Source organism: Pseudidiomarina sp. (assembly GCF_048267825.1).
In the GTDB taxonomy this organism is placed as follows: Bacteria; Pseudomonadota; Gammaproteobacteria; order Enterobacterales; family Alteromonadaceae; genus Pseudidiomarina.
Window position 1 is genome coordinate 17,444 of the sequence record NZ_JBLWWR010000016.1, and the last position, 21,430, is coordinate 38,873.

The following is a 21,430-nucleotide window of genomic DNA, read 5'->3' on the forward strand; positions in this document are numbered from 1 at the left end:
ATGACTTCCTCTGCGGCGAATGCTGGATTGAACTTGGCGGAATTGACTGCCGATGCTCGGGCGCTGATCGAAGCGGACAAACAGGCCTGCCTGGAGCGATTCAACCAGGCGAGACAGATAGCCGATCGAATCTTTCTGGAGCGTCACCGGAAGGGCTGGCGGATGTGGGCGGAACGCGAGATTGCGAAGCATCCCGGGCTGGATGTGGAGATAAGGCGTGTTCTCAACTGGCGGCTGAAGGCGAGGGGAAGTAAATGATCATCGGAATCGACCCTGGCTGCACTGGCGCCATCGTTGTGATGACTGAGGGCGGCAACTACGTCGCCCATCTCAATATGCCGACCATCAAGGTAGGCACGAAGAGCCGAGTGAACGGCGCCGCGGTGGCTGCGTTCCTGCGCGAGACGATCGGAGAGTTCACCGCTCACGCCTATCTCGAGCAAGTCGGCGCCATGCCCGGCCAGGGCGTTTCCTCGATGTTCACCTTTGGCCATGCGGCCGGAGTTGTTGAGGGCCTATTACAGGGCTTAGGCATCCCGTACAGCCTCATCACTCCACAGGCGTGGAAGAAGCGCGCCGGCCTGATCGGGTCGGACAAAGACGCCGCCCGCTCTCGCGCAATCCAGCTATTCCCGGACCTCCGCATTCTCGACCTGAAAGGGAAGGGGCAGGCGGTGGCCGACGCTATTTTGATCGCCCGGTTTGGGCAGAAGGGGGAGGCAGCCTAATGGCCGCACGCAAGCACGACGACGACACAATCATAGCGGCGCTGACGGGGCGCACCGTTACTGCTGCGGCCGAGATCCTTGGCTTGCATCCTCGCCGGGTGGCTGCGCATAAGGCGCGGCTGGCCAAGGTCGGCATTGCCCCGGAGCACGGGTTGACGGTACAGGCGCCCGAAGCGTTCGCCATGGGCAAGGTGACGGTACAGCGCAACGAGAAGGGCGAAGTCACGAACACCTGGGCGCGTTACTCGCCGGATGCAGAGCGTCAGCTGCAGTTCATGCAGGAGGCCGTCAAGGCGATGTTGGGCGAGCTTCCCGTTCTGCCAGCGCGCGCCACTGAGCCGCATAGCCTGAACAATCGGCTCATGGCCTGCTACCCAATTGGCGATCTACACGTCGGGATGCTCAGCTGGCCAGAGGAGACGGGAGAAGACTGGAACCTAGAGATCGCTGAGCGCGTCCAGTGCGGCGCCATGGCTCGCCTGGTTGAGCATTCCCCACCGTGTGAGAAGGCAACCATCATCAACCTCGGAGACTGGTTCCATGCCGACAACATGGAAGGCCAGACGAGTCGGTCAAAACATAGTCTCGATATGGATGGCCGGTACGCCAAGATGGTCGGCGTCGGCATCAAGATCATGCTCCAGTGCATCGAGTCTGCGCTTACCAAGCACGGCAAGGTTCACGTCATCAACGTGATCGGCAACCACGACGACACCGGGGCCATGTGGCTCTCACATTCCCTTGCCGGCATGTATCGGAACGAGCCCCGCGTCACTGTGGACACCAGTCCGGCCGGCTTCATGTACTTCCGTCACGGCAAGGTATTGGTCGGCTGTCACCACGGCCACAGCTGCAAGGCTGACCGCCTGGCTGGCGTCATGGCCGCAGATCGCGCCGAAGACTGGGGGCAGACCACTCACCGGTACTGGTGGATCGGTCACGTCCATCACCAGAGCCTCAAGGACTATCCGGGCGTCACGGTCGAGTCATTCCGAACGCTGGCTGCAAAAGACGCCTACGCGAGCTGGGGAGGCTACCGAGCGCCCCGCGACATGAAATGCATCGTGCTGGATGAGCAGTACGGCGAAGTGGCGCGACACACGGTGAACCCGGACATGGTGAAGGGAGAAGCAGCATGATGTACCAGAACGTGGTTTCCGCAGTAGTGCGCGCCCTGGCGAGCGAAGTGATCAATTCGGCTGGCGGCTGTGACTTCCAGCCGAAGGTGCAGGCCGCGCGTGTGCCTGGCGCAATATGCGGCAAGGAAGAAGCCTTCCTGACTGACTGTTGGGTGCATGGGCGTCTCCATAAGGCATTGCCGGCTCACCTGTGGGATGCGCTTACCTCGAAGTACAGCACTCACCTTGATCGCAAGCACGCAGCCATGATGGCTGTTGCGGGGCGCGTGAAGTCACCAGCGCCGAAGCGGTTCGTCGAATGCGCGACCGCAACCTGGGCATTCCCGAAGCTGCCGGGTATCGATGGCAAGCGCTCGACCAATGTGCTGCCGCATGCCTGGTACGTGCTTGATAACTGGGATGAGGATGGCCGCCCTCAGAAGACACTGGAGCGGTGGCGCCGTGACATTCGCCGGGATTTGGAGCGGCAGGTGGACCTGGCGTTGGTTGAGGCTCATGAAATCCTCGCGGCTGAGGGGATTCTTGCTGATCAGGCTGCTTGATTGGTAGGAATCCTCACGACTGCAAAGATATTTGCAATTGCCTATTGCATTCACTGAGCCGCTGAGCCAATATCTCTCCATCCTGACCGATTTACGCGTTAAGGAATGACACTGAACAAATGAAGCCCCGGCACAGAGCAATCTGGTCGGGGTTTCGTCGTTTCCGGGCATCGCAAACGGCAGCTTGAAGGGCTCGCCACCCTGCGCCCGACCCTATAAGCCGGAAGGCCTCTGTCTTCACGCACAAATCTCCGGCAAACCTCTTCCGGCCCCATGCCTTTGACTGCTTCCTAGCTCCGAGCGGATAGCGATAGGCATGTGAGGCCGGACTTATTCCCCACAGGTAACCACTATGACCACAGAGCAGCAGACTCTCGCGGACATGCCGTTCTGGCTGCTCGTACTGATTTCAATGGCCGGACTGTCCGGAGAGATGCTGCGTGCGTCTGCAGGCGAGGATCTGACCATGGGCCAGATAGCACGGAGAGTCGCGTTGCGCTTCGGTGCGTCCGGCTTCCTGGGCATGAGTACGCTGATGCTCGCGCTGGCATTCGGCTCCGGCACCTACATGGCAGGCGGTCTTGGCATCGTCGTCGCTGTCTTGGGCGCTGATGTAGCTGGTGGCCTGTATACCCAGTGGCTCGCCAAGAAGGCAGGCATTCGCGCGGAGTAATCGCTATGGCCACTGGTCCACGGCAGCGATACCGAGCCGATGTTCATGTTCAGGGTGGGGCGAGATCTCGAATGAGCATAGAAGACCTGTCAGAGCGACAGCCTCACTTGACCGTGCCCGCCTCAGACGGGGTGCATGTCATCCCTGTATCGCTAGTGCGTGACGTAATAGCCGGAAGGCAGCCATCCAGCATCCTGACCGAGCCCGTGTTGCAGCGGATCGTGGAGGAGTGGGTGCAGACAGTAACCGAGTAATTGGAGTTCGCATGTCAAAGCAACCCGACTGGGAGGGCATTGAGCGCGCCTACCGGGCGGGCCAGCTCTCCATCCGCGTGATAGCTGAGCAAAACGGCATCGCGCACAACACAATCCTGAAGCGAGCCAAGAAAGAAGGCTGGCAGCGCGATCTGTCCGATCATGTTCGGGCGGCCGTGAAGGAGAAGGTGACCAGAGCGGTGACCACTGGCAGTGACCAGTCGCGCGTGGTCACCGAAGCCGAGATCATTGAAGAAGCTGCAGAGGCAGGGGCCGCTGTAGTGTTGGCCCATCGCTCCGGCCTGGCTCAGTGGCGCGGCATAGCAAACAAGCTGTGCGTTGCCCTGGCAGAGATGGACGTAACTGAAGACAACCATGACAAGTTCGCTCGGTCCCTGAATGCCGGCGTTGACGCTCAGCTGAAGGTCATCAAGGGCGAGCGCCAGGCCTACAACCTCGACACCGAGGAAGGCGACAAGACGGTCAGCGACCTGGCCGCACTGATGGACGAGCTATCGACTGAGGCCTGACAGATGAAACCCGAGCACCTTGCGAAGCTCCGGGACAAGCTGTTCAGGCTCAATTCGCTCTACTTTATTACCGACAAAGCAGGCAAGAAGACCCGCTTCCGCATGACAGCGGAGCAGCTTGAGTACTTCGAAGGCCTGCACACTCGGAACATCATCCTGAAGGCTCGCCAGCTCGGTTTCACGACTGAGCAGTGCATCATCCAGCTCGACGCGGCGCTGTTCGAGTCGGCCAAGTGCGCGCTGATCGCTCACACCCTGAACGATGCCAAGCGGCTGTTCCGGGAGAAGATCAAGTTCGCCTACGACAACCTGCCGGCAGAGATTAAAGCGGCCAACCCGGCGCGCAACGATGCGGCAGGTGAGCTGGTATTCGCTAAGGGCGGCTCGCTGTACGTCAGCACGTCCTTTCGTGGCGGCACGCTGCGTTACCTGCATGTCTCCGAGTTCGGGAAGATCTGCGCCAAGTTCCCACACAAGGCGCGCGAGATCGTCACGGGTGCATTCGAGGCGGTTGCGACTGATTGCTTCGTCACCATCGAATCGACGGCAGAGGGTCGAGCTGGGTACTTCTTCGATTATTCGCAGACAGCTGAGAAGCAGCAGCTATCCGGCAACCCGCTTGGCAAGCTGGACTGGAAGTTCTTCTTCTTCAGCTGGTGGAAGAACGCCGACTACTGGCTAGATCCGGCCGGAACGGTCCTGCCGCAGCGCCTCACGGACTATTTCGTCGAGCTTGAGGCAAAGCACGGCATCAAGACGAACGACGGCCAGCGCGCCTGGTACGCCGCCAAGGAGAAGACCCTAGGCGACGACATGAAGCGGGAATACCCGTCGATTCCTGCCGAGGCATTCCAGCAGAGCATCGAGGGCGCCTACTACGCCAAGCAGTTCGCCAAGCTGTACGCACAGCAGCGGATCGGCGTGCTGCCCGACAACGGCCATCAGCCGGTTCACACGTTTTGGGATATCGGCGTTGGCGACTCGACGGCCATCTGGTTCGTTCGGCTCGTCGGCGAAGAGTTCCACGTCATTGATTACTACGAGAACAGCGGTGAAGGCCTGCGGCACTACATGAAGGTGCTGAAGGATCGCGGCTACACGTACGGCGACCACTGGGGGCCGCACGACATCGATAACCGCGAGTTCGGAAGCGACGGCAAGACACGGCGAGAGATCGCCAAAGCCGGCTACGACTTCGATGGCCAGCGCTACAGCGTCCGGTTCCAAGTAGTGCCGAAGCTAGGCGTAGACGATGGCATTGATCACGTCCGCGAGATCCTGCCTCGGTGCGCCTTCGATGACTCGAAGTGCGAGACGGGCATCGCTTGCCTCGAAAACTACCGCAAGGAATGGGACGACAAGCGCGGTTGCTGGAAAGACCGTCCGCTTCATGACTGGTCGTCTCACGGCTCCGACGCCTTCCGCTATTTCGCTGTGGCCATGGGTCGCAGAAAGCCAGTTACGCACAACCAACCTCTACGGATGTAACGCCCATGAGCAGCAGCAACGACCCGAGCCAAACAATCCCCGCCGTGGATGCCATGCGCGAAGATTGGGCTATCGTCGCCCCGCTGATGGGCGGTACTGCCGCGATGCGCAACGCCGCTAAAGCATTGCTGCCTCAGTACCCGGCAGAGGAAGACGACGCCTATTTGTCCCGTCTGCGCCTCTCCACGCTGCTGCCTGCCTATGCTGAGACAGTGAACAGCAACACCAGCCGCGTTTTCGCTGAGCCATTGCAGATTGGCGACGATGTGCCGCCTGTTGTGGCTGAGCTGTGCGAGGACGTGGACCTAGGCGGTAACAACCTTAATGCGTGGGCTGTCGAGTATTTCCGCACGGCACTGAGCTATGGCCTGTGTCACGCGCTGATCGACTACCCGCAAGCCGGCGAGCTGCAGACCGCAGCGGACGAGGAAGCGGCAGGGGTTCGCCCGTATGCCGTACTGATTCACCCGGAGCGCGTGCTGGGCTGGCGCGCCGATGGCGGTAGGCTGCTGCAGGTTCGCTTTACCGAATCAGTCGAGGTGCCTGATGGCGACTTCGGCGTCAAAGTGGTTGAGCAGGTCCGAGTCCTAGAGCCTGGCCTGTGGCGCACCTACCGCAAGCAGGAAGGCGGCAGCTGGATGATGCACGAGGAAGGCAGCACTAGCCTGTCCTATATCCCTTGGGTGACCTTCTACACCGGCCGCACAGGCATGATGACGGCTCGCCCGCCATTGCTCGAACTGGCCTACCTGAACGTCAAGCACTGGCAGTCGCAGAGCGATCAGGACAACCTCCTACACGTTGCCCGCGTCCCGCTGCTGTTCATGTTCACGGATGACGAGCAATTCAAGTTGGTCATCAGCGCCGGCAGCGCGACCCGTATGCCGAAAGACGGCGATGCGAAGTACGTCGAGCACACTGGGGCGGCTATCACCGCTGGCCGGGAGTCGCTGCAAGACCTGATCGAAGAGATGCGCATGGCCGGCGCCAAGCTGCTGCAGAAAGACAAGCAGCAGACCAAGACGGCCGCACAGGCGAACGAGGAGGCCGCGCAAGAGTTGTCACCGCTTGCCCGTATGGCATCGCAATTCGCTGACTGTATCGCGCAGATGCTGCAAATCTTCGCGGACTATCGCGGCCTGCCTGAAGGTGGCGCTGTCGAGATGCGTGGCAATTTCGAGCAAGATTTCGCCCCCGAAACAACGCTGCCTCTGCTGCTCAACATGGCCTCTGCCGGCAAGCTGTCGGATGAAACCCTGTTTGCCGAGATGCAGCGCCGCAGCGTGATCAGCGACGAATACAACTGGCAGGAAGAACAGGGCCGTCTCGCTAGCCAGGGGCCGGCGCTTGGAGTGATCTGATGGCAGTTATGTCTGAAAAAATTGGCAAGGAACTGGTTTCGATACTTGGGCTTCCGCCTTCGTCAGTGACAGGCATCACCCTGCGCTGCGAATCTGGAAGGCCGGCAGAGGTCGCGGTCACCCTGCTCCTATCGGCGAACCAAGCGCATGAGATATGCGAAGTTGTTCGGCGCTATGAACTCGTTGATGCGCAGGAATAGCCATGCCAACCGTGAACGAATTGCTATTCGATGAGCTGACAGCCCATGCCGTCGACCTTCAGCAGTATTCCGAAGGCGTGATTCGCCGGATGATCTCGCTACTGAATCGCGCCGATGCGGACCTTGCCGCCGAACTGGCCGCAGCCCTTGAGCGGATGCCTGCTGATTCGTTCACAGTTGAACGATTGGAGCGCCTACTGGGGTCTGTGCGGGAATTGAACGCAGCGGCCTATGCGAGCGTTTCTGAGGCGCTGAGCGGTGAGCTGCAGGCCTTCGCGGCGTATGAGGCGGGCTATCAGGTCAATCTCTACCAGTCAGCTATCCCCGCGCCGGTACTGGTGCGCTATTCGATTGCTTCGGTAGCGCCTGCTCAGGTCTACAGCGCGGCCATGTCGCGGCCATTCCAGGGGCGGTTGCTGAAGGAGTGGGCGAGCCACATCGAAGCCGAGCGCATGACGAAGATTCGGAATGCTATCCGCATCGGTTATGTCGAAGGCAAGACCGCCTCGGAGATCGTTCGCGGCATTCGCGGCACCAAGGCAGCGGGCTACGCTGACGGCCTGCTACAGCGACCCCGGCGCGACTTGATGGCGGTTGTGCAAACGGCTATCGGTCACACGGCATCGGTTGCGCGAGATCACTTCATTGATTCGAACCGCGACTTGATCAAGGCTGAAGTCTGGCGCTCAACACTCGACACCAAAACATCCGAGCCATGCCGCATACGCGACGGGCTCAAGTACGACGCGCAGACCCATAAGCCCATCGGTCACAAGGTCCAATGGTTGGCCGGGCCTGGACGCATCCACTGGAACTGCCGCTCGACTTCCACGCCTGTGACGAAATCATGGCGCGAGCTTGGGATTCCGATTGACGAGATCAGCCCAAGCGAGCGAGCCAGCATGGACGGACAGGTGCCGGCCGAGACGACTTTCGCGTCCTGGCTGCAACGTCAATCGGCAGCGCGGCAGGATCAGGTGCTAGGCCCGGAGCGTGGCAGGCTGATACGAGAGGGTGGGCTCAAGCTGCCTGACCTCTACAGCTCGAGCGGCCGCTACCTTACGCTTGAGGAATTGCACGAGCGTGACGCCGCGTCGTTCGCTAGAATCGCTGCATGACCGAAAAGGTGTAGATATGACAGACCGCGAATTACTGGAGCAGGCCGCAACCGCATACTTCGGCGCCGATGGCTTCGAGTGGAACTCGTGCGCCGGGTTCGCGGGGTGCATTCAGTACATACCCAAAGGCCTTACGCACTACGTTGAATGGAAGCCGCTCGAAGATGACGGGGACGCGCTGAAGTTGGCGGTCGCAGCCAAGAGCGGCATCGAGTATGTGGTGGATAGTTGGCCTGACGAAGAGACAGGCATGATGCGCAGCAAGCCGAACATGGCTGCTACGCGCCGCGCCATTGTTACCGCTGCCGCCGAGATTGGTCGATCGCTGCCATGACCGACCGCCCACGCTTCCACATCATCCACGGCACGCCAGCCCCGCAGACTGAAGCGGAGAAGGTGCGCGAGCGCGTGCGCAAGGCTCCAAAGCCCCGCACTATGCCGCAGTGTCACCGCTGCGGGGGTCGCGAGTATGTGGAAACGAAGATCGGCATTGGTAAGACAGCCACGAAGCAGCGCGTCTGCTTCCTGTGCGCCATGAAAGGCGAGCGCGTCATCATGTAGCGCCAACCAAGATTCAAACCGAACCCGCCTAGTGCGGGTTTTTTATTGCCTGCTGGTCAGTGACCGGCTCCATACGCCCGGAGGGCACATGGCCAAGTTGATCCTGCAAGACGGTACAGAAGTCGAGGCATTCACCGCCGACGAAATGAAGGCAGCAGTCGAGAAGGAGACTGGCGGCCTGAAAGCAAAGCTCGATGAGTTGTTGGGCGAAACCAAGACCGCCAAGCAGCGCGCCCGCGAGCTCGAAGAGGCTCAGACAGCCGCCGAAGAAGAACGCCAGCGCGAAAAGGGGGAGTTCAAAACCCTGTACGAACGCGAGCAGCAAGCCAAGAAAGAGCTTGCCGACAAGTTCACCGAATTCCAAAGCAAGGTGCAGCGCCAGGAGATCAGCCTGGAAGCGCAGCGCCTGGCAGGCCAGCTATCGAAAGACCGCGACCGCAGCGAATTGCTAGCGGAGAAGGTTGCGCAACTGGCCAAGCACACAGATGCCGGGGTCCGCTTCGAGATCGGCGGCGTAGAGGTCGAGCATGACAAGGTGCTGGCCCATCTGAAGAGCAAATACCCCTTTCTGGTTGATGCCAGCGGGGTAACCGGGGGCGGGGCTTCCACTAGCAGCAACCACGGCGGGGCCGTGAAGAAGTTCAACGAATACTCAGGCGCGGAACTGTCGGACATTCGCAAGCGCGACCCTGCCCAGTACGAACGCCTTAAAACTGACTACTACGGCACCGGAGAATAACCCCCATGGCCACTGTTCAACTGAGCGATATCATCGACGTCAAGGTTTTCCAAGACCTGCCGTCCGTCAACAGCCCCGAGAAGACGGCGTTCTTCGAGTCGGGCGTCGTCACCCGTAACTCCCTGCTGGATGGCATCGCCACCGCAGCCGGTAAGACTGCAGAGCTGCCATTCTGGAAGGATATCGACGCCACCGTTGCGCCGAACCTGTCCACTGACAACCCTGCCACTCTGGCTACTCCGGACAAGATCGTCCAGGGCGAGCAGATCGCGCGTAAAGCCTTCCTCAACAAGGGCCTGTCCGCTGCTGACCTGGCCTCCGAGCTGGCCATGGGCTCGCGTGCAATGGATCAGATCCGCGCTCGCGTCGACGCCTACTGGCTGCGTCAATGGCAGCGCCGCCTGATCGCCTCGTGCAACGGTGTGCTGGCTGACAACGTGGCCAACAACAGCGGCGATATGGTCATCAACGTGGCTGCCGACGCGACCGCCTCGCAGACCGCAACCACCAAGTTCAACCGCGACACCTTCACCGACGCCGTTTACACCATGGGCGATGCGGCCGATGCGCTGCGTGCCATCGCTGTTCATTCTGCCGTGATGAAGCAGATGGTGAAGAACGACGACATCGTGTACGTACCGGACAGCCAGGGTCGCCTGACTATCCCAACCTACATGGGCCTTCGTGTGATCGTGGATGACGGCCTGCCTGTCGTTGCTGGCACCACCAGCGGCTTCAAGTACACGTCCGTGATCTTCGGCGAAGGTGCGTTCGGCTATGGCGACGGTGCTCCGGTCATGCCGGTTGAGGTTCAGCGCGAAGCCAACCAGGGCAACGGCGCTGGCGTCGAAACCCTCTGGACCCGTAAGACGTGGATTCTGCATCCGTTCGGCTACCAGAACACCGGCACTCCGGCGAGCGTTTCCTACTCGCTGGCTGAGCTGGCCGCTGACGCCGCATGGTCCCGCGTCGTTGAGCGTAAGAACGTCCCAATCAGCTTCCTCGTTACCAACTGATCAAGAGCGGGGGCTTCGGCCCCTGCCTCTCTGGAGCGTGTATGACCCGATTAAACGAAGACGGGCTGATCCCTGGTCAGCCGGTCGACTTCGCCACCATTCAAAAGGTCGAGCGCAGTCGCAAGAAAGACGAGCCGCAGCCGCGCAAGCCCAAGCCTAAGCCCGAGGCGTAACCCATGAATTACATCACTGTCGCGCAGGTAGACGCGCTGCTCGGCGCAGGCTGGGCCGGTACTGGCGACCCTGCTCGCGCGGTGCTGATGGCCAATACATGGCTTAGCGCAAAGCCGCTCCCGGCGTTCGAGGAGGTTCCCGCTGCGGTTGTGCAGGCGGGGGCGGAGATCGCACGCGAGGCGGCAACAGGGGCGCTCTACGGGGCATCCAGTCGTGAGGTTCTGTCAGAAACCAAGACGGTAGACGGCGCAGTCTCGAAAAGCACCACCTATGCCGCTGGCGGTAAGGCGGTAACGGCGGGCGAGGCGTTCGCGATGGCTCTGCTTCGGCCATACCTCGGCGGCAATCAGGTCCGACTGATCAGGGGGTGACATGGGCGCCTTCTATGACGAAATTGCCGACCTTGCCGTCGAGATGATCGAAGAGTTCGGGCAGGAATTGACCCTCAAGCGTGTGACCGAGGATGCCTACGACCCGGCAACGGGCGAGTCGACCCCAGGCGTGACCGAGACGCAACCCGTCAAGGCTATCGTCCTGCCGGCGAGCAAGGGTACTGTCGAGTCGTTCGATAACCGCTTAGTCGACGGGACGCTGATCGAATCGAACATTCGAGCGCTGAAGATCGCGGCAAAGGGGCTGCTCTGGCCTCCGGGTCCGGGCTGCGTCGTTGAGTACGAAGGGCAGGACTGGAAGATGCTTGGCGCTACGCCATCCAGTCCGGCCGGCACAGCGCTTGTCTACTCCGCGTCGATCATGAGGTGACCCTATGGCATTCGCGCTTGATCTGTCCAAGTTCATCGAGAAGGCCCAGGGCAATACCGAGATGGTCATCCGCAAGACGGGTACTGACATGCTCGCCAAGCTGATCGACCGATCCCCGGTCGGCAATCCTGATGTCTGGCTGTCAATGAATCCGGTAACGGATATCAGCACAGGCAAGACCAGCACGCAGGGCAAGGCGCCGGACGGCTACGTGGGCGGGCGGTTTCGCGGAAACTGGCAAGTCGCGTTCGACTCTGCGCCAGGCGGTGAGGTTGATCGCGTAGACCCGGACGGCAAGTCCACGCTGGCAATCGGCAAGGTAGTGCTCAGCGCCTACAAGTCGGGCGTCGGCTCAATCTGGCTGGCGAACAATGTTCCGTATTCGTACAGCCTCGAAATGGGGCATTCATCCCAGGCGCCGCAAGGCATGGCGGGCATCACAGCCGCTGAGTTTCAAACCTACGTCAACCAGGCAGTGCGGGAGCTGGATACATGAGCAACAAGCTGATTCGCGACCTGCTACAGGGGCGCCTGAAGGCGTGGGCGACCGCGAAGCCTATCCCGGTGGCGTGGGACAACCGGAAATTCACGCCGCCGACCGGCTCATACATCCGCGCAAGCCTGCTACCGGCTGACACGCAGAGCATCGACCTAGAGGGCGCCCATCGCGGCTACATGGGCCTGTTCCAGCTGTCGGTGCACGTCCCGCTAGGCAATGGCCCGAACACGGCTGAAACGCTGGCAGAGGAGCTGGCCGAGTTATTCCCCATGGCGCTACGGCTTGAGTCCGGCGCGTTCTGGGTCCAGATCACATCGCCCTGCAGCCAGTACCCAGGCATTCCGGGCGATACGCATTACATGGTGCCGGTCCGGTTCAAGTACCGAGCCGACACCTAACACCAACCCAAGACATCAAGGCCCGCCATCGAGCGGGTTTTTTTGTGGCCGCAAAAAACCTTTTCCCCAGGAGAGACACCCATGGCATTTTCCATTCCGGACGGCACAACCATCCACCTCGGCACCACCTTCGGCACTTCTGTTGCTATCACTGGCATCAGCAACGCCGCTACCGCAGTCGTCACCGCAACCGCTCACGGCTTCCTTGACGGCGACATTATCGTCCTGAAGTCCGGCTGGCAGCGCATCAACGAGCGCGTGTTCCGTGTTGCCGCGTCGGCTTCCGGCACCTTCCAGCTCGAAGGCCTGGACACCAGCGACACTTCGGCCTTCCCGGTCGGCACGTCCAGCGGTTCGGCTATGAAGGTGACTGCCTTCACGCAAATCAGCCAGATCATCGGCATCAGCACTTCGGGCGGTGAACAGCAGTTCGCGACCGTGAGCCCGCTCGAGTCCGACTTCGAAATTCAGATCCCGACCATGTACTCGGCGCAATCGATCTCCATGGAGATTGGTGATGACCCGTCCCTGCTTGGCTATCAGGCCGTGAAGAAAGCCGCCGATGCTCGCGCCATTCGCCCGCTGCTGATGCAGAACAAGAATGGCTCGAAAATCTACTACTACGGCTACGTCTCCCTGAACGAGACGCCGACGAAGAACAAGGGCCAGGTCGACACCGTGAACAGCTCGTTCTCGCTGCTGTCGCGTCCGACCCGCTACGCCGCTTAACCGTACAGCCATCTCGCAGAACCTGCTGCAAAGGGCGCCAGAGACGTTCTGGCGCCCTCTTTTTACCTGATCGAATCCCAATAGAGGAAACACACCATGGCCAAATTCAAACTCGCTGTTGCCCCGACCTTCAAAGCCAAAGTCGGCATCCCGGTTCACGGCGGAGAAACCGTGGAACTGTCGTTCGAATTCAAGCACCGCACCCGCGACCAGCTGTCCGAGCTGATGAAGGGCATCGAGAAGCGCAAGGATGTCGAGCTGATGGAAGACGTGCTCGCAGGCTGGGAGCTGGATGATCCGTTCAATAAGGAATCGATCGATCTGCTGTGCCAGAACTTCGTTGGCGCCCCGCGTGAAATCCTCGGAACATACATCACCGAAATCACCCAGGCACGCCGGGGAAACTGATCGCCGCGGCTCGTGCTTTGTACCAGGGCGCGGCCGCTGACGATGAAATGGAGGCGTTCGGTTTCTCGGCTGAAGACTTCGAGGTTGAGGTCGAGATCTGGCCGGACAACTGGGACGCCTTCGAGGTATTCGCCGCCATGCAAACGCAATGGCGTTCGGGCATGTCCGGCGCTACCGGGCTGGATTACTCCGTGATTGAGCCCGTCATGCGCCTGCAGGGCATCAAGAAGCGCGATCAGACGGAAGTATTCGCCGGGGTGCGCGTGATGGAGATCGCCGCGCTTGAGGTGATGCGGTCCAAATGAACTAAGGAGTTCATATGAATAGCGAAGTTGAAGAGTTGAAGCGTCGGCTGGAAGCGATGGAGTCGAAGCAGTATCAGATGCTGGAAGCGCTGCGCTCGATTGCTCGCCATACAGAGCGGGCCGCCAAAAGCGCAGAGCTTATGGCGAACTGGGACTATGACGGCCTGCCTAGAGCGCGGTCTACGGCTTGAGGATGCCCCGGATGATGTCCGCCGACTTAGTTATTCCGTCCAATACTTGAGCGTAATAAGGTTCGATGGGGTGGCTCGCTATCCAGTCAGCTTGTTCAGCCAAGCTGACATCGTCGCTGTCATCCGCTAGATGCCGGGGCGACTCCCTGTGGCGAAGTTTTAGCGCGGCATCGCGGACTTCAATGGCAAAAAGCAGCTCTGCATGGGTGTATTGCTCAGTCACGCTGACCTCCTTGGTCGTGTTGCGCCACATGGCGCCGTCGAACGCTATCACTGCGCCACCATCTACGGAACTGAGCATCCATCCACCCATCGCAGCATTAAGCCGAGCCGCTGGCAATTTGCTACAGTCAGCCCTTTCTAATGGGAGGGGCAGGGATGGCAGTGGTGAAATGTAAGGAGTGCGGCGGGCAGGTTTCGACCAAGGCCGAATCGTGCCCGTCATGCGGCGCAAAAGCGCCGAAGAAGACGAGCCGGGTGACTTGGCTTGTCCTTATCGTTATTGCTCTGCTGGTTTACCAGGCTGTTTCGAACGATGCGCCACCTAAGCCAGCAGCTCAGGCTGCAGCGCCGGTAGCGAAGGCGCCGCCAAAGCCTAAAGGTCCGGCGCCGATTGACCCATCGGCTTTCAATAAGTACACGGTTGACCAGTACCCGCGCACCGTTAAACAGTGGGGCGCGGAAGGGGTCAAGCGAATTGAGGCGCACGAGCGTGCGGCTGCAGATCTAATCGCGACTTCTCCGAAGTGTGACGAAGTGTCGATGATAGGCCTGTCAGAACAGCGCAGCTCACCTCCAGGCAACATCGTGGTCTTCGTAGACTGTTCCAACGGTGAGCGATTCTACGTTGGCCCGAATGACCTTAAGGCGGCACCGGTAGCGCAGTCCCAAAAAGCAGTCGGCCATAACGCGGCAACTCAGGCCTGCCGAGAAGCTGTTAGGGCGTCTTCAAAGTTCCCCTCATCGGTTGACTTCAACACGTTTGGGCAGCGCGCAAGCACTCAGCCAACCACCGGGAATACTGTCGTTGAGCTGGATTTCGAAGCAAAAAACGGTTTCGGCAACCTGATACCCCAAACGGCAAGATGCATATTCCCGGCAGACGGGAAGCCAGAGATAACGATCCTAAACAGATAGGGCGACACCGCCCACAGAGCCCGGCCAAGCGCCGGGCTTTTTATTGCCCGGAGAAAAGCATGGTCGACATTGCCAGCCTCGCTATACAGATCGACACGTCGGACATTGCTCGGGCGGAAAAAGACCTCGACCGACTAGGATCTAGCGGCGCCAAAGCGGAGCGCGCTGCGGGCAACATTGAAGGTGCGCTCACCGGGGCGGCTAAGGCGGCTGGCGTATACAGAGACGCAGCCGGACGACTCCGTGAGGCGAACGGTAAATTCGTTTCTGATGCGCGCAAGGTTGAGCTTGGCCTAAAAGGCATCAACGGCGAAGCCAAGAAGGCGGCGCGTGAGTTCAACGGCTTGTCGTCAGCGGCTACCAAAGTCGGCGCCACGCTCGCTGCTGCGCTGAGTGTTCGTGAGGTCTATCAAGCCACTGAGGCTTACACCTCCATATCCAACCGCCTGAAGCTGGTGACCAACAGTGCGGGCGAGTTTGCAGCGGCCCAAGCTGCAGTATTCCGCGTAGCGCAAGAAGGCCGGCAGCCGCTCACAGAGACGGCTGAGCTGTATCAGCGCATTGCCACCAATCAGCAGCAGCTCGGGCTGACAGGCGCTGGCGTGGCCCGCGTCACCGAGACGATCAGCAAGTCGCTGGCGGTCTCCGGTGCATCGGCAGCAACTGCGGCCGGCGCACTAACCCAGCTCGGCCAGGCGTTCGCCTCTGGCGCGCTGCGCGGCGAAGAGCTGAACTCGGTACTAGAAGGCGCTCCGGCACTGGCGCAGACCCTTGCGCGAGGGCTTAACGTTACGGTTGGCGAGCTGCGCGCACTTGGCGCCGAAGGCAAGCTGACTGCCGAGCAGGTTGTCGGCGCCATTCTCAGCCAGTCCGACGCTATGGACGAGGCGTTCGGCAAGCTAGCCCCGAACATTTCAGGCGCGCTTACAACTGTTGGCAACTCGTTTACTCAGCTCATCGGCAAGATGGATGAGACCAGCGGCGCGTCTTCTGGCACCGCGTCCGCAATCATGGATGTGGCGGAGATACTGTCCGACCCAGCGACCGTCGAGGCTGCGCAGACTTTCGGCCGGGGCATCGCTACCGCTATCGGCTGGATTGCAGAAGCGTCCACCGCAACTGTTGGGACAGTGAAGTGGATGGCAGAAGAGCTGGCTGCCACACTGCACGGCGCCGCCTCGGATGACATTGTTCGCCTTCAGGACCAGCTTGAAACCTTCCAGGCGATGCTGGATAACCCGCTTCGCCGGCTCAGAATCGGCGGTGACGGGCAGCCCCTGAAGCTATTCAGCGAAGAGGAGATCCAGCAAAACATCAGCATCCTTAAAAAGATGATTGATGATTATGGTTCGCTGGCGGCGGTACAGGGCGAAGTCGGCAGCTCTGCCGCCTCCGCAGTTCCAAAGCTCGAAGCATTGCGCACCGGAACCGCCTCGCTCGGAGCCGCAGCAACTGAAGCAGCAGGCAAGACTGACAAACAGGCCGTCGCGTTTCAGTCACTCATAGACGGCCTGTTCCCCGCCGAAGCCGCGCAGCGCCAGTACAACGAGCAGGTAGCGCTGCTCGACAAGTATCTAGATGGCGACCAGCTGGCGAAGGCTGTCGACAAGCTCAATCACTCGCTCGCTGGCGTAGACGCCACCGGCCCTGGCGACTTCATTGAGGAGTACCGCAAGGAGCTTGAGCGCCTTGAGGATCAGCTCGACCCTGTAGGTAAGGCGACCGAGCAATACCAGAAAGACGTAGAGCGGCTGAATGATGCGATGGAGCGCGGCGAGCGTAGCCCGGAGCGCACCGCAGAGCTTCTGGCTGAACTTGAGCGGCAATACAAGGACAACACGAAGGCCACCTCCGACTGGGCGCAATGGACCGAAGGCGCGCTAGACCGCGTTGACTCGGCCTTTGCTGATGCCTGGCGCAACATCGGGGATGGCTTCTCATCGTTCCGCGACTCACTCACTGACGCCTTCAAGCAGATGCTGGCTGAGTTGGCTCACATGGCCATTACCAAGCCGATCATCATGCAGCTTGGTGCGTCGATGGGGATTGGCAGCGGAACCCAGGGCAACAACGGGATCTGGGGCTCGCTGCTCGGTGGCGGGTCGGCCTCGGGTGGCGGCGCTGGCGGCAATGACGTGCTTGGCACCGTAAACCAAGCACGTAGCCTTTACTCAATGTACGGCACGGCACAAAGCCTGTGGCCCGCCCTGCAAGGTGGCTGGGCAGGTGGCGGTTTTGGCGGGGCGCTGTCAGCGGTCGGCAGCTCCATTGGCTCGATGTTCGGAATCGGGAGCGGCGCAGCAGCCTCTTCCGCGGCTGGTTCCGTTGCGAGCGGCTATACCGGCGCGGCGATGTCGCAATGGGTTGCGGCTCAGACTGCCAACACAGCAGCAACTACCGGGCTCAGTACGGTGATGGCGAAGATCGGCGCTATGGCGTCGAACCCTGTTGGCTGGGTAATCGCGGCGGCTGTGAGCGGTTACCAAGGCTCGAAGATGTACAAGCAGGGGGTGCGGGCTGACGCGGGCGAGGTGCTCGGGCAAACCGACAGCAAGCTGGGCAAGGCGCTGATGATACAGCCTGCCTTCGACTCGAAAATCCACGAGTGGATGGACAGCGCGTTCCGCGACATCGGCGTTGGCGACAAGGCACTAAGCTGGCTTGGCGCTGGCGGCGCTATTCACCAGTCGCTATGGGGCGCTGATGGGGTTGTCAGCAAGGCACTATTCGGCGGCTCTTGGAAGACCAAAGACTACGGCCTTGGGTTTTCAGTAGAGGACGGTGCGTTTGATGCTGAGCGGTACGAATACCGCAAGAAGAAGGGCGGACTGTTTTCGTCTAGCAAAACGAAAACTATTCGTTCGGATATCGACCCCGAAGCACTGGCGGCGCTACAAGAAACCTATGACGCGACTCAGGCCGGTGTTTCTAGCCTTTTCGAATCCCTAAGCCTGTCCATTGAGGATGGCGCGCTCGATGGGCTGCAACTGGCGCGCGAGAAGATCAGTACCAAAGGCAAAACCGAGGAGGAGATTTCCCAGGCGATAGCGGATTGGTTCGGCAAAGCCGCCGAGGCCATGAACACCGAGCTAAACAAGGTGTTCGCGACCGGCCTGGACTACGACCTGGCCGGCATGCAGGCTTTTGTTGCGAATCTCCAGGGCGTCAACGCGCTGTTCGATCAGCTCAACCTGTCGCTGTACGAATCGACCGTTGCCGGCGGCAAGATGGCCGAACAGCTGAGCGCGTTGGCTGGCGGGCTCGAGGCCTTGGCGGCCAGCACCGCTACCTACTACGACGCCTTTTACAGTGCCGAGGAAAAGACCGCCGACACCCTGGCGGCCATTACCAAGGCGTTTGAATCGGCGGACGTGGAACTGGTCGGGTCGCGTGAGAAATACCGCACCATGGTCGATAACATCGACCGCACGACCGAAGCCGGACAGCAGATGTTCGCGGTACTGGTGGCGCTGGCCGGGCAGGCATCGACGTATTACAGCGTGCTAGAGCAGCAGCTGATGGGCGGCGTAAATAACGCCTACGCGTCCCTGCAGCGCTCTATTGCAAACCAGCAGCGCGAAATCCAGCAGCAGGCCAGCAGCACAACCTCCAGCATCAATGCGCTGACAGGCATCAGCAATTCGCTAGATGCAGCGCTCAAGAAGTTGCGCGGCACTTCGGACGATACTGTTCGGTCGCTTCGCGCTCAGGCGGTGATGACGCTCAACAGTGCGCTCGTTCAAGCGCGTTCGGGTCAGTCGTTGGCGGGCTTCGAAGGGCTGCAAGACGCCCTTGATACCGCCTCGCAGATGGACACGGCGCTGTATGGCTCGCTGGAAGATTTCGAGCGGGAGCAGGGCCGCACTGCAAACCTGATCGCTGAGCTGGAAAAGGTCAACGGCAAGCAGCTGACAACCGAGCAGCAGGTGCTCAAAGAGCTTGATCAGCAGTCGTCGGCGCTGAACGCTCAGCTGGAATACGCCCAATCGCAGCTGGACGCCCTCAACGGCATTGATACGTCTGTGCTGACGGTGGCGGATGCTATCGCGGCACTGAACACGTCGGTTGTCTCGGCGCTACAGGCGCTGCAGCCGGGGGCCGCCAAGGGCAATACGCCGGCCAACAACGGCGTCATTGTCGACTCCATCTACAAGGATTTGTTCGGGCGGGAGGCAGATCAAGCGGGCCGCGACTACTGGACCGGTCAACTTGGATCGGGCGCCATTGACTACAGCGGCGCAGTAGGCGCTATCGGCAGCGGTGCCCAGGGTAGCGACCTGGCGGCGCTGATCGGCGGGGCGTATCAGGACGCACTGGGTCGGGATGCTGATGCAGGCGGGGCGGCGTATTGGGAGCAACAGATATCTGCCGGCAACCTCAGCTATGTGGATCTGCAGGACGCGCTGAAAGCTGCTGCAAAGGCGGCCGGGGAAGTTCCGGCCTTCGCGGCTGGCGGCTTCCACTCTGGCGGCTTGCGACTGGTTGGCGAGAACGGCCCGGAGCTTGAGGTAACAGGCCCGTCGCGGATCTACAACGCCTCGCAGACGGCGGCAATGCTGGGTGGTGGTGATTCCACTGCCGCAATAACCAGCCTGCAGCGCACCGTCGAGGGGCAAAGCGCGGCACTCCGATCTATCGCTAAACACACCATGCAAACCGCCAAGCGCGTCGAGTTCCTTGAGCGCTGGGACTTCGACGGCCTGCCGAAAGAGAGGGCAACAGCATGAGGATAATCAAGCCGGTGGAAATCACGCCGGCCATCCTGACGACTAGCAACGTGCCCGAAACGGACTATGCCGCATGGAGCGCGGCAACGGCCTACGCGGTGGGCGACAAGGCAATGTACAACCACCGCAACTACGAGGCGCTGGTGGCGCACACCGGGGCGAACCCGGAGACCGACACCAGCGACCCGCCGAAGTGGCTGGACCTAGGCGCAACCAACCGCTGGCGGATGTTCGATGACAAGGTGGGCTCGCTCACTGAGCAAGCGGGCAGCATCGCGGTAGAGCTGCAGCCGGGCGCCGTCATCAACTCCGTGGCGCTGTTCAACCTGCTGGGGCGCTCGGCCACGGTCACGCTTACCGATCCGTCAGAGGGAGTCGTTTACCAGCGTACGGTCTCCCTTGTCGATGCCGGCGTGTCTGACTGGTACGAGTGGTTTTTCAGCCCCATCGGCAGGCAGACAGACTTCGTGCTGCTGGACCTTCCAGCCTACGGCACCGCCACCCTGTCCGTAACGATCGACAACGCCAGCGACACCGCAGCAGTCGGGCACCTCGTCATGGGGCGTCAGGCTGAGCTTGGCGTGGCCGTCTATGGCTCGGGCGTCGGGATCACTGACTACAGCCGCAAGGAGACAGACACCTTTGGCAACTCGGTTGTGGTTGAACGCTCATTCAGCAAGCGAGCTGAGTTCGATGTCGTGGTGGAGACGCCGCAGATCGGGCGAGTTCAACGCTTGCTCGCCAGCCTTCGCGCCCAGCCGGTCGTCTGGATCGGGGCAGAGGGTTACGAAAGCACATTCCTGTTCGGCTACTACCGCGACTTTCAGATATCAATTTCAGGGCCTTCCGTATCGGACGCCTCTATCACTGTTGAGGGACTGACCTAATGGCAGCACCAATTATCACACCCATCCCGACGCCGCCGATTCGCTCGGACGCGCCGGCTGACTTCGCCGTCAAGGCTGACAACTTCGCGGCGGCCCTGCCGCAGTTTGTGACCGAGACGAACGGCTCGGCTGCCTTCATCAATCAGCGCGCCATCGACGCCGACGCCAGCGCGCAGGCAGCAGCGAACAGCGAAGCCGCAGTAGAGGCCGACCGCGCAGAGGTTGCCGCCAATGCCGCCACCGTAGCCGGCAACGCAGCGACGGTCGTAGCGCGGGCTGACGAGGTAGCTGCCAACACACTACAGGTTGCCGCCGACACTCAGCAGGTTGCTACTGATGCCCAATCAGTAGCCGATGCGCTGGCATCCATCGCAGGCGGCCCGGTCTACAGCGTCAACGGCCTGACGGGCGACGTAACCGGAATCGCCACGCAGGATGGCGCGGAAACGCTCACGAACAAAACCGTCGTCGACCCTATGGTTACCCTCGGGGGCAGTCAGGGGGTGGCAGGGCAGGTGCCGGTTTCGCAAGGGGCTGGGCTGCCTCCGTCATGGGGGAGCAGTGGGGCGTGGGTCCTGCTTTCTACTGTGACGGCCAGCTCTTCGGCAACTGTCGATGTGGAAAACACATTTGATTCCGCTTATGACGCATACGTCATCGTCGCGAACGATGTTTTGCCCTCCAACGACCAAGCACGTTTGCGGGTCTTGCTAAAAATTGGCGGCACATACCAGACGTCAGGGTATGTCTGTCTTATCGGATACCCCAATACAAGTACTGCAAACTCTTTCTCTTCCGAGGTTGCCACTGTTGCATCGCCAGCTGCTCAGATAACTCTTTCCGGCCCGGCCGGGCAAACAAATG

At 60.7% G+C, this 21,430-nt stretch carries 28 protein-coding genes; 27 read left to right on the forward strand and 1 reads right to left on the reverse strand.

The features are described 5' to 3' along the window. The 23 genes from ACN0UN_RS10770 to ACN0UN_RS10880 all read left to right on the forward strand — a co-directional run bounded on the left by ACN0UN_RS10770 (window position 1) and on the right by ACN0UN_RS10880 (window position 13,815). Window positions 1–258: a hypothetical protein gene (locus ACN0UN_RS10770; RefSeq protein ID WP_417659980.1), complete on the forward strand. Its 258-nt coding sequence runs from the start codon at window positions 1–3 to the stop codon at window positions 256–258. Then, entirely contained in the window at window positions 255–728 is a 474-nt protein-coding gene (locus tag ACN0UN_RS10775; protein ID WP_417659981.1) for a hypothetical protein, read from the forward strand. Before ACN0UN_RS10770 ends, ACN0UN_RS10775 begins: the two co-directional genes overlap by 4 nt. Next, the gene (locus ACN0UN_RS10780) at window positions 728–1,867 is read left to right on the forward strand and encodes an oxidoreductase (RefSeq protein WP_417659982.1); all 1,140 of its coding nucleotides are present in this window, start codon (window positions 728–730) and stop codon (window positions 1,865–1,867) included. The genes ACN0UN_RS10775 and ACN0UN_RS10780 overlap by 1 nt, the downstream gene beginning before the upstream one ends. Beyond that, on the forward strand, window positions 1,864–2,409 hold the full coding sequence (locus tag ACN0UN_RS10785) for a hypothetical protein (RefSeq protein WP_417659983.1): 546 nt from the start codon (window positions 1,864–1,866) through the stop codon (window positions 2,407–2,409). Before ACN0UN_RS10780 ends, ACN0UN_RS10785 begins: the two co-directional genes overlap by 4 nt. 352 nt (window positions 2,410–2,761) lie before the next feature. Continuing rightward, window positions 2,762–3,082: a phage holin family protein gene (locus ACN0UN_RS10790; protein ID WP_417659984.1), complete on the forward strand. Its 321-nt coding sequence runs from the start codon at window positions 2,762–2,764 to the stop codon at window positions 3,080–3,082. A 265-nt stretch (window positions 3,083–3,347) separates the two neighbouring features. After that, a complete protein-coding gene (locus ACN0UN_RS10795; protein WP_417659985.1) occupies window positions 3,348–3,866 on the forward strand; it encodes a hypothetical protein in 519 nt (172 codons plus the stop codon). Between the two features lie 3 nt (window positions 3,867–3,869). Continuing rightward, window positions 3,870–5,354, forward strand: a complete 1,485-nt coding sequence (locus ACN0UN_RS10800; protein WP_417659986.1) for a terminase — start codon at window positions 3,870–3,872, stop codon at window positions 5,352–5,354. 5 nt (window positions 5,355–5,359) lie between these two features. After that, window positions 5,360–6,715 (forward strand): DUF4055 domain-containing protein, encoded by a 1,356-nt coding sequence (locus ACN0UN_RS10805; protein ID WP_417659987.1) that lies wholly within the window; start codon window positions 5,360–5,362, stop codon window positions 6,713–6,715. Then, window positions 6,715–6,915, forward strand: a complete 201-nt coding sequence (locus ACN0UN_RS10810; protein WP_417659988.1) for a hypothetical protein — start codon at window positions 6,715–6,717, stop codon at window positions 6,913–6,915. The genes ACN0UN_RS10805 and ACN0UN_RS10810 overlap by 1 nt, the downstream gene beginning before the upstream one ends. Before the next feature lie 2 nt (window positions 6,916–6,917). Further along, window positions 6,918–8,033: a hypothetical protein gene (locus ACN0UN_RS10815; protein WP_417659989.1), complete on the forward strand. Its 1,116-nt coding sequence runs from the start codon at window positions 6,918–6,920 to the stop codon at window positions 8,031–8,033. Beyond that, window positions 7,999–8,367 (forward strand): hypothetical protein, encoded by a 369-nt coding sequence (locus ACN0UN_RS10820; RefSeq protein ID WP_417659990.1) that lies wholly within the window; start codon window positions 7,999–8,001, stop codon window positions 8,365–8,367. Before ACN0UN_RS10815 ends, ACN0UN_RS10820 begins: the two co-directional genes overlap by 35 nt. Continuing rightward, complete coding sequence (locus tag ACN0UN_RS10825; protein ID WP_417659991.1) at window positions 8,364–8,594, forward strand: hypothetical protein; 231 nt, start codon at window positions 8,364–8,366, stop codon at window positions 8,592–8,594. The genes ACN0UN_RS10820 and ACN0UN_RS10825 overlap by 4 nt, the downstream gene beginning before the upstream one ends. An 88-nt stretch (window positions 8,595–8,682) precedes the next feature. Then, complete coding sequence (locus tag ACN0UN_RS10830; protein ID WP_417659992.1) at window positions 8,683–9,333, forward strand: hypothetical protein; 651 nt, start codon at window positions 8,683–8,685, stop codon at window positions 9,331–9,333. Window positions 9,334–9,338: 5 nt separating this feature from the next. Then, window positions 9,339–10,349, forward strand: a complete 1,011-nt coding sequence (locus ACN0UN_RS10835; protein WP_417659993.1) for a hypothetical protein — start codon at window positions 9,339–9,341, stop codon at window positions 10,347–10,349. Window positions 10,350–10,390: 41 nt separating this feature from the next. Further along, window positions 10,391–10,522 (forward strand): hypothetical protein, encoded by a 132-nt coding sequence (locus ACN0UN_RS10840; protein ID WP_417659994.1) that lies wholly within the window; start codon window positions 10,391–10,393, stop codon window positions 10,520–10,522. A 3-nt stretch (window positions 10,523–10,525) separates the two neighbouring features. Then, on the forward strand, window positions 10,526–10,894 hold the full coding sequence (locus tag ACN0UN_RS10845; RefSeq protein ID WP_417659995.1) for a DnaT-like ssDNA-binding protein: 369 nt from the start codon (window positions 10,526–10,528) through the stop codon (window positions 10,892–10,894). Window position 10,895: 1 nt separating this feature from the next. Continuing rightward, window positions 10,896–11,285 carry a hypothetical protein gene (locus ACN0UN_RS10850; RefSeq protein ID WP_417659996.1) on the forward strand — a complete coding sequence of 130 codons (390 nt, stop codon included), beginning with the start codon at window positions 10,896–10,898 and terminating at the stop codon, window positions 11,283–11,285. Between the two features lie 4 nt (window positions 11,286–11,289). After that, complete coding sequence (locus ACN0UN_RS10855) at window positions 11,290–11,781, forward strand: hypothetical protein (RefSeq protein WP_417659997.1); 492 nt, start codon at window positions 11,290–11,292, stop codon at window positions 11,779–11,781. After that, a complete protein-coding gene (locus ACN0UN_RS10860; RefSeq protein ID WP_417659998.1) occupies window positions 11,778–12,182 on the forward strand; it encodes a DUF4128 domain-containing protein in 405 nt (134 codons plus the stop codon). Before ACN0UN_RS10855 ends, ACN0UN_RS10860 begins: the two co-directional genes overlap by 4 nt. A gap of 81 nt (window positions 12,183–12,263) precedes the next feature. Next, window positions 12,264–12,911: a phage tail protein gene (locus ACN0UN_RS10865; RefSeq protein WP_417659999.1), complete on the forward strand. Its 648-nt coding sequence runs from the start codon at window positions 12,264–12,266 to the stop codon at window positions 12,909–12,911. A gap of 96 nt (window positions 12,912–13,007) precedes the next feature. Beyond that, on the forward strand, window positions 13,008–13,319 hold the full coding sequence (locus tag ACN0UN_RS10870) for a phage tail assembly chaperone (RefSeq protein WP_417660000.1): 312 nt from the start codon (window positions 13,008–13,010) through the stop codon (window positions 13,317–13,319). A gap of 17 nt (window positions 13,320–13,336) precedes the next feature. After that, window positions 13,337–13,624, forward strand: a complete 288-nt coding sequence (locus tag ACN0UN_RS10875; protein ID WP_417660001.1) for a DUF1799 domain-containing protein — start codon at window positions 13,337–13,339, stop codon at window positions 13,622–13,624. Window positions 13,625–13,638: 14 nt separating this feature from the next. Then, window positions 13,639–13,815 carry a hypothetical protein gene (locus ACN0UN_RS10880; protein WP_417660002.1) on the forward strand — a complete coding sequence of 59 codons (177 nt, stop codon included), beginning with the start codon at window positions 13,639–13,641 and terminating at the stop codon, window positions 13,813–13,815. Here ACN0UN_RS10880 and ACN0UN_RS10885 read toward each other — a convergent pair. Next, a complete protein-coding gene (locus tag ACN0UN_RS10885) occupies window positions 13,805–14,116 on the reverse strand; it encodes a hypothetical protein (protein ID WP_417660003.1) in 312 nt (103 codons plus the stop codon). The genes ACN0UN_RS10880 and ACN0UN_RS10885 overlap by 11 nt on opposite strands. A gap of 86 nt (window positions 14,117–14,202) precedes the next feature. Here ACN0UN_RS10885 and ACN0UN_RS10890 point away from each other — a divergent pair, with 86 nt between their 5' ends. The 4 genes from ACN0UN_RS10890 to ACN0UN_RS10905 form a co-directional block, all read left to right on the forward strand. After that, window positions 14,203–14,952, forward strand: a complete 750-nt coding sequence (locus tag ACN0UN_RS10890; protein WP_417660004.1) for a hypothetical protein — start codon at window positions 14,203–14,205, stop codon at window positions 14,950–14,952. After that, on the forward strand, window positions 14,901–19,679 hold the full coding sequence (locus tag ACN0UN_RS10895) for a tape measure protein (RefSeq protein ID WP_417660005.1): 4,779 nt from the start codon (window positions 14,901–14,903) through the stop codon (window positions 19,677–19,679). Before ACN0UN_RS10890 ends, ACN0UN_RS10895 begins: the two co-directional genes overlap by 52 nt. Next, window positions 19,676–20,566, forward strand: a complete 891-nt coding sequence (locus ACN0UN_RS10900) for a carbohydrate-binding protein (protein WP_417660006.1) — start codon at window positions 19,676–19,678, stop codon at window positions 20,564–20,566. Before ACN0UN_RS10895 ends, ACN0UN_RS10900 begins: the two co-directional genes overlap by 4 nt. Next, window positions 20,566–21,430, forward strand: an 865-nt coding sequence (locus ACN0UN_RS10905; protein ID WP_417660007.1) for a hypothetical protein, incomplete at its 3' end; no start/stop codon positions are given. The genes ACN0UN_RS10900 and ACN0UN_RS10905, both read left to right, overlap by 1 nt.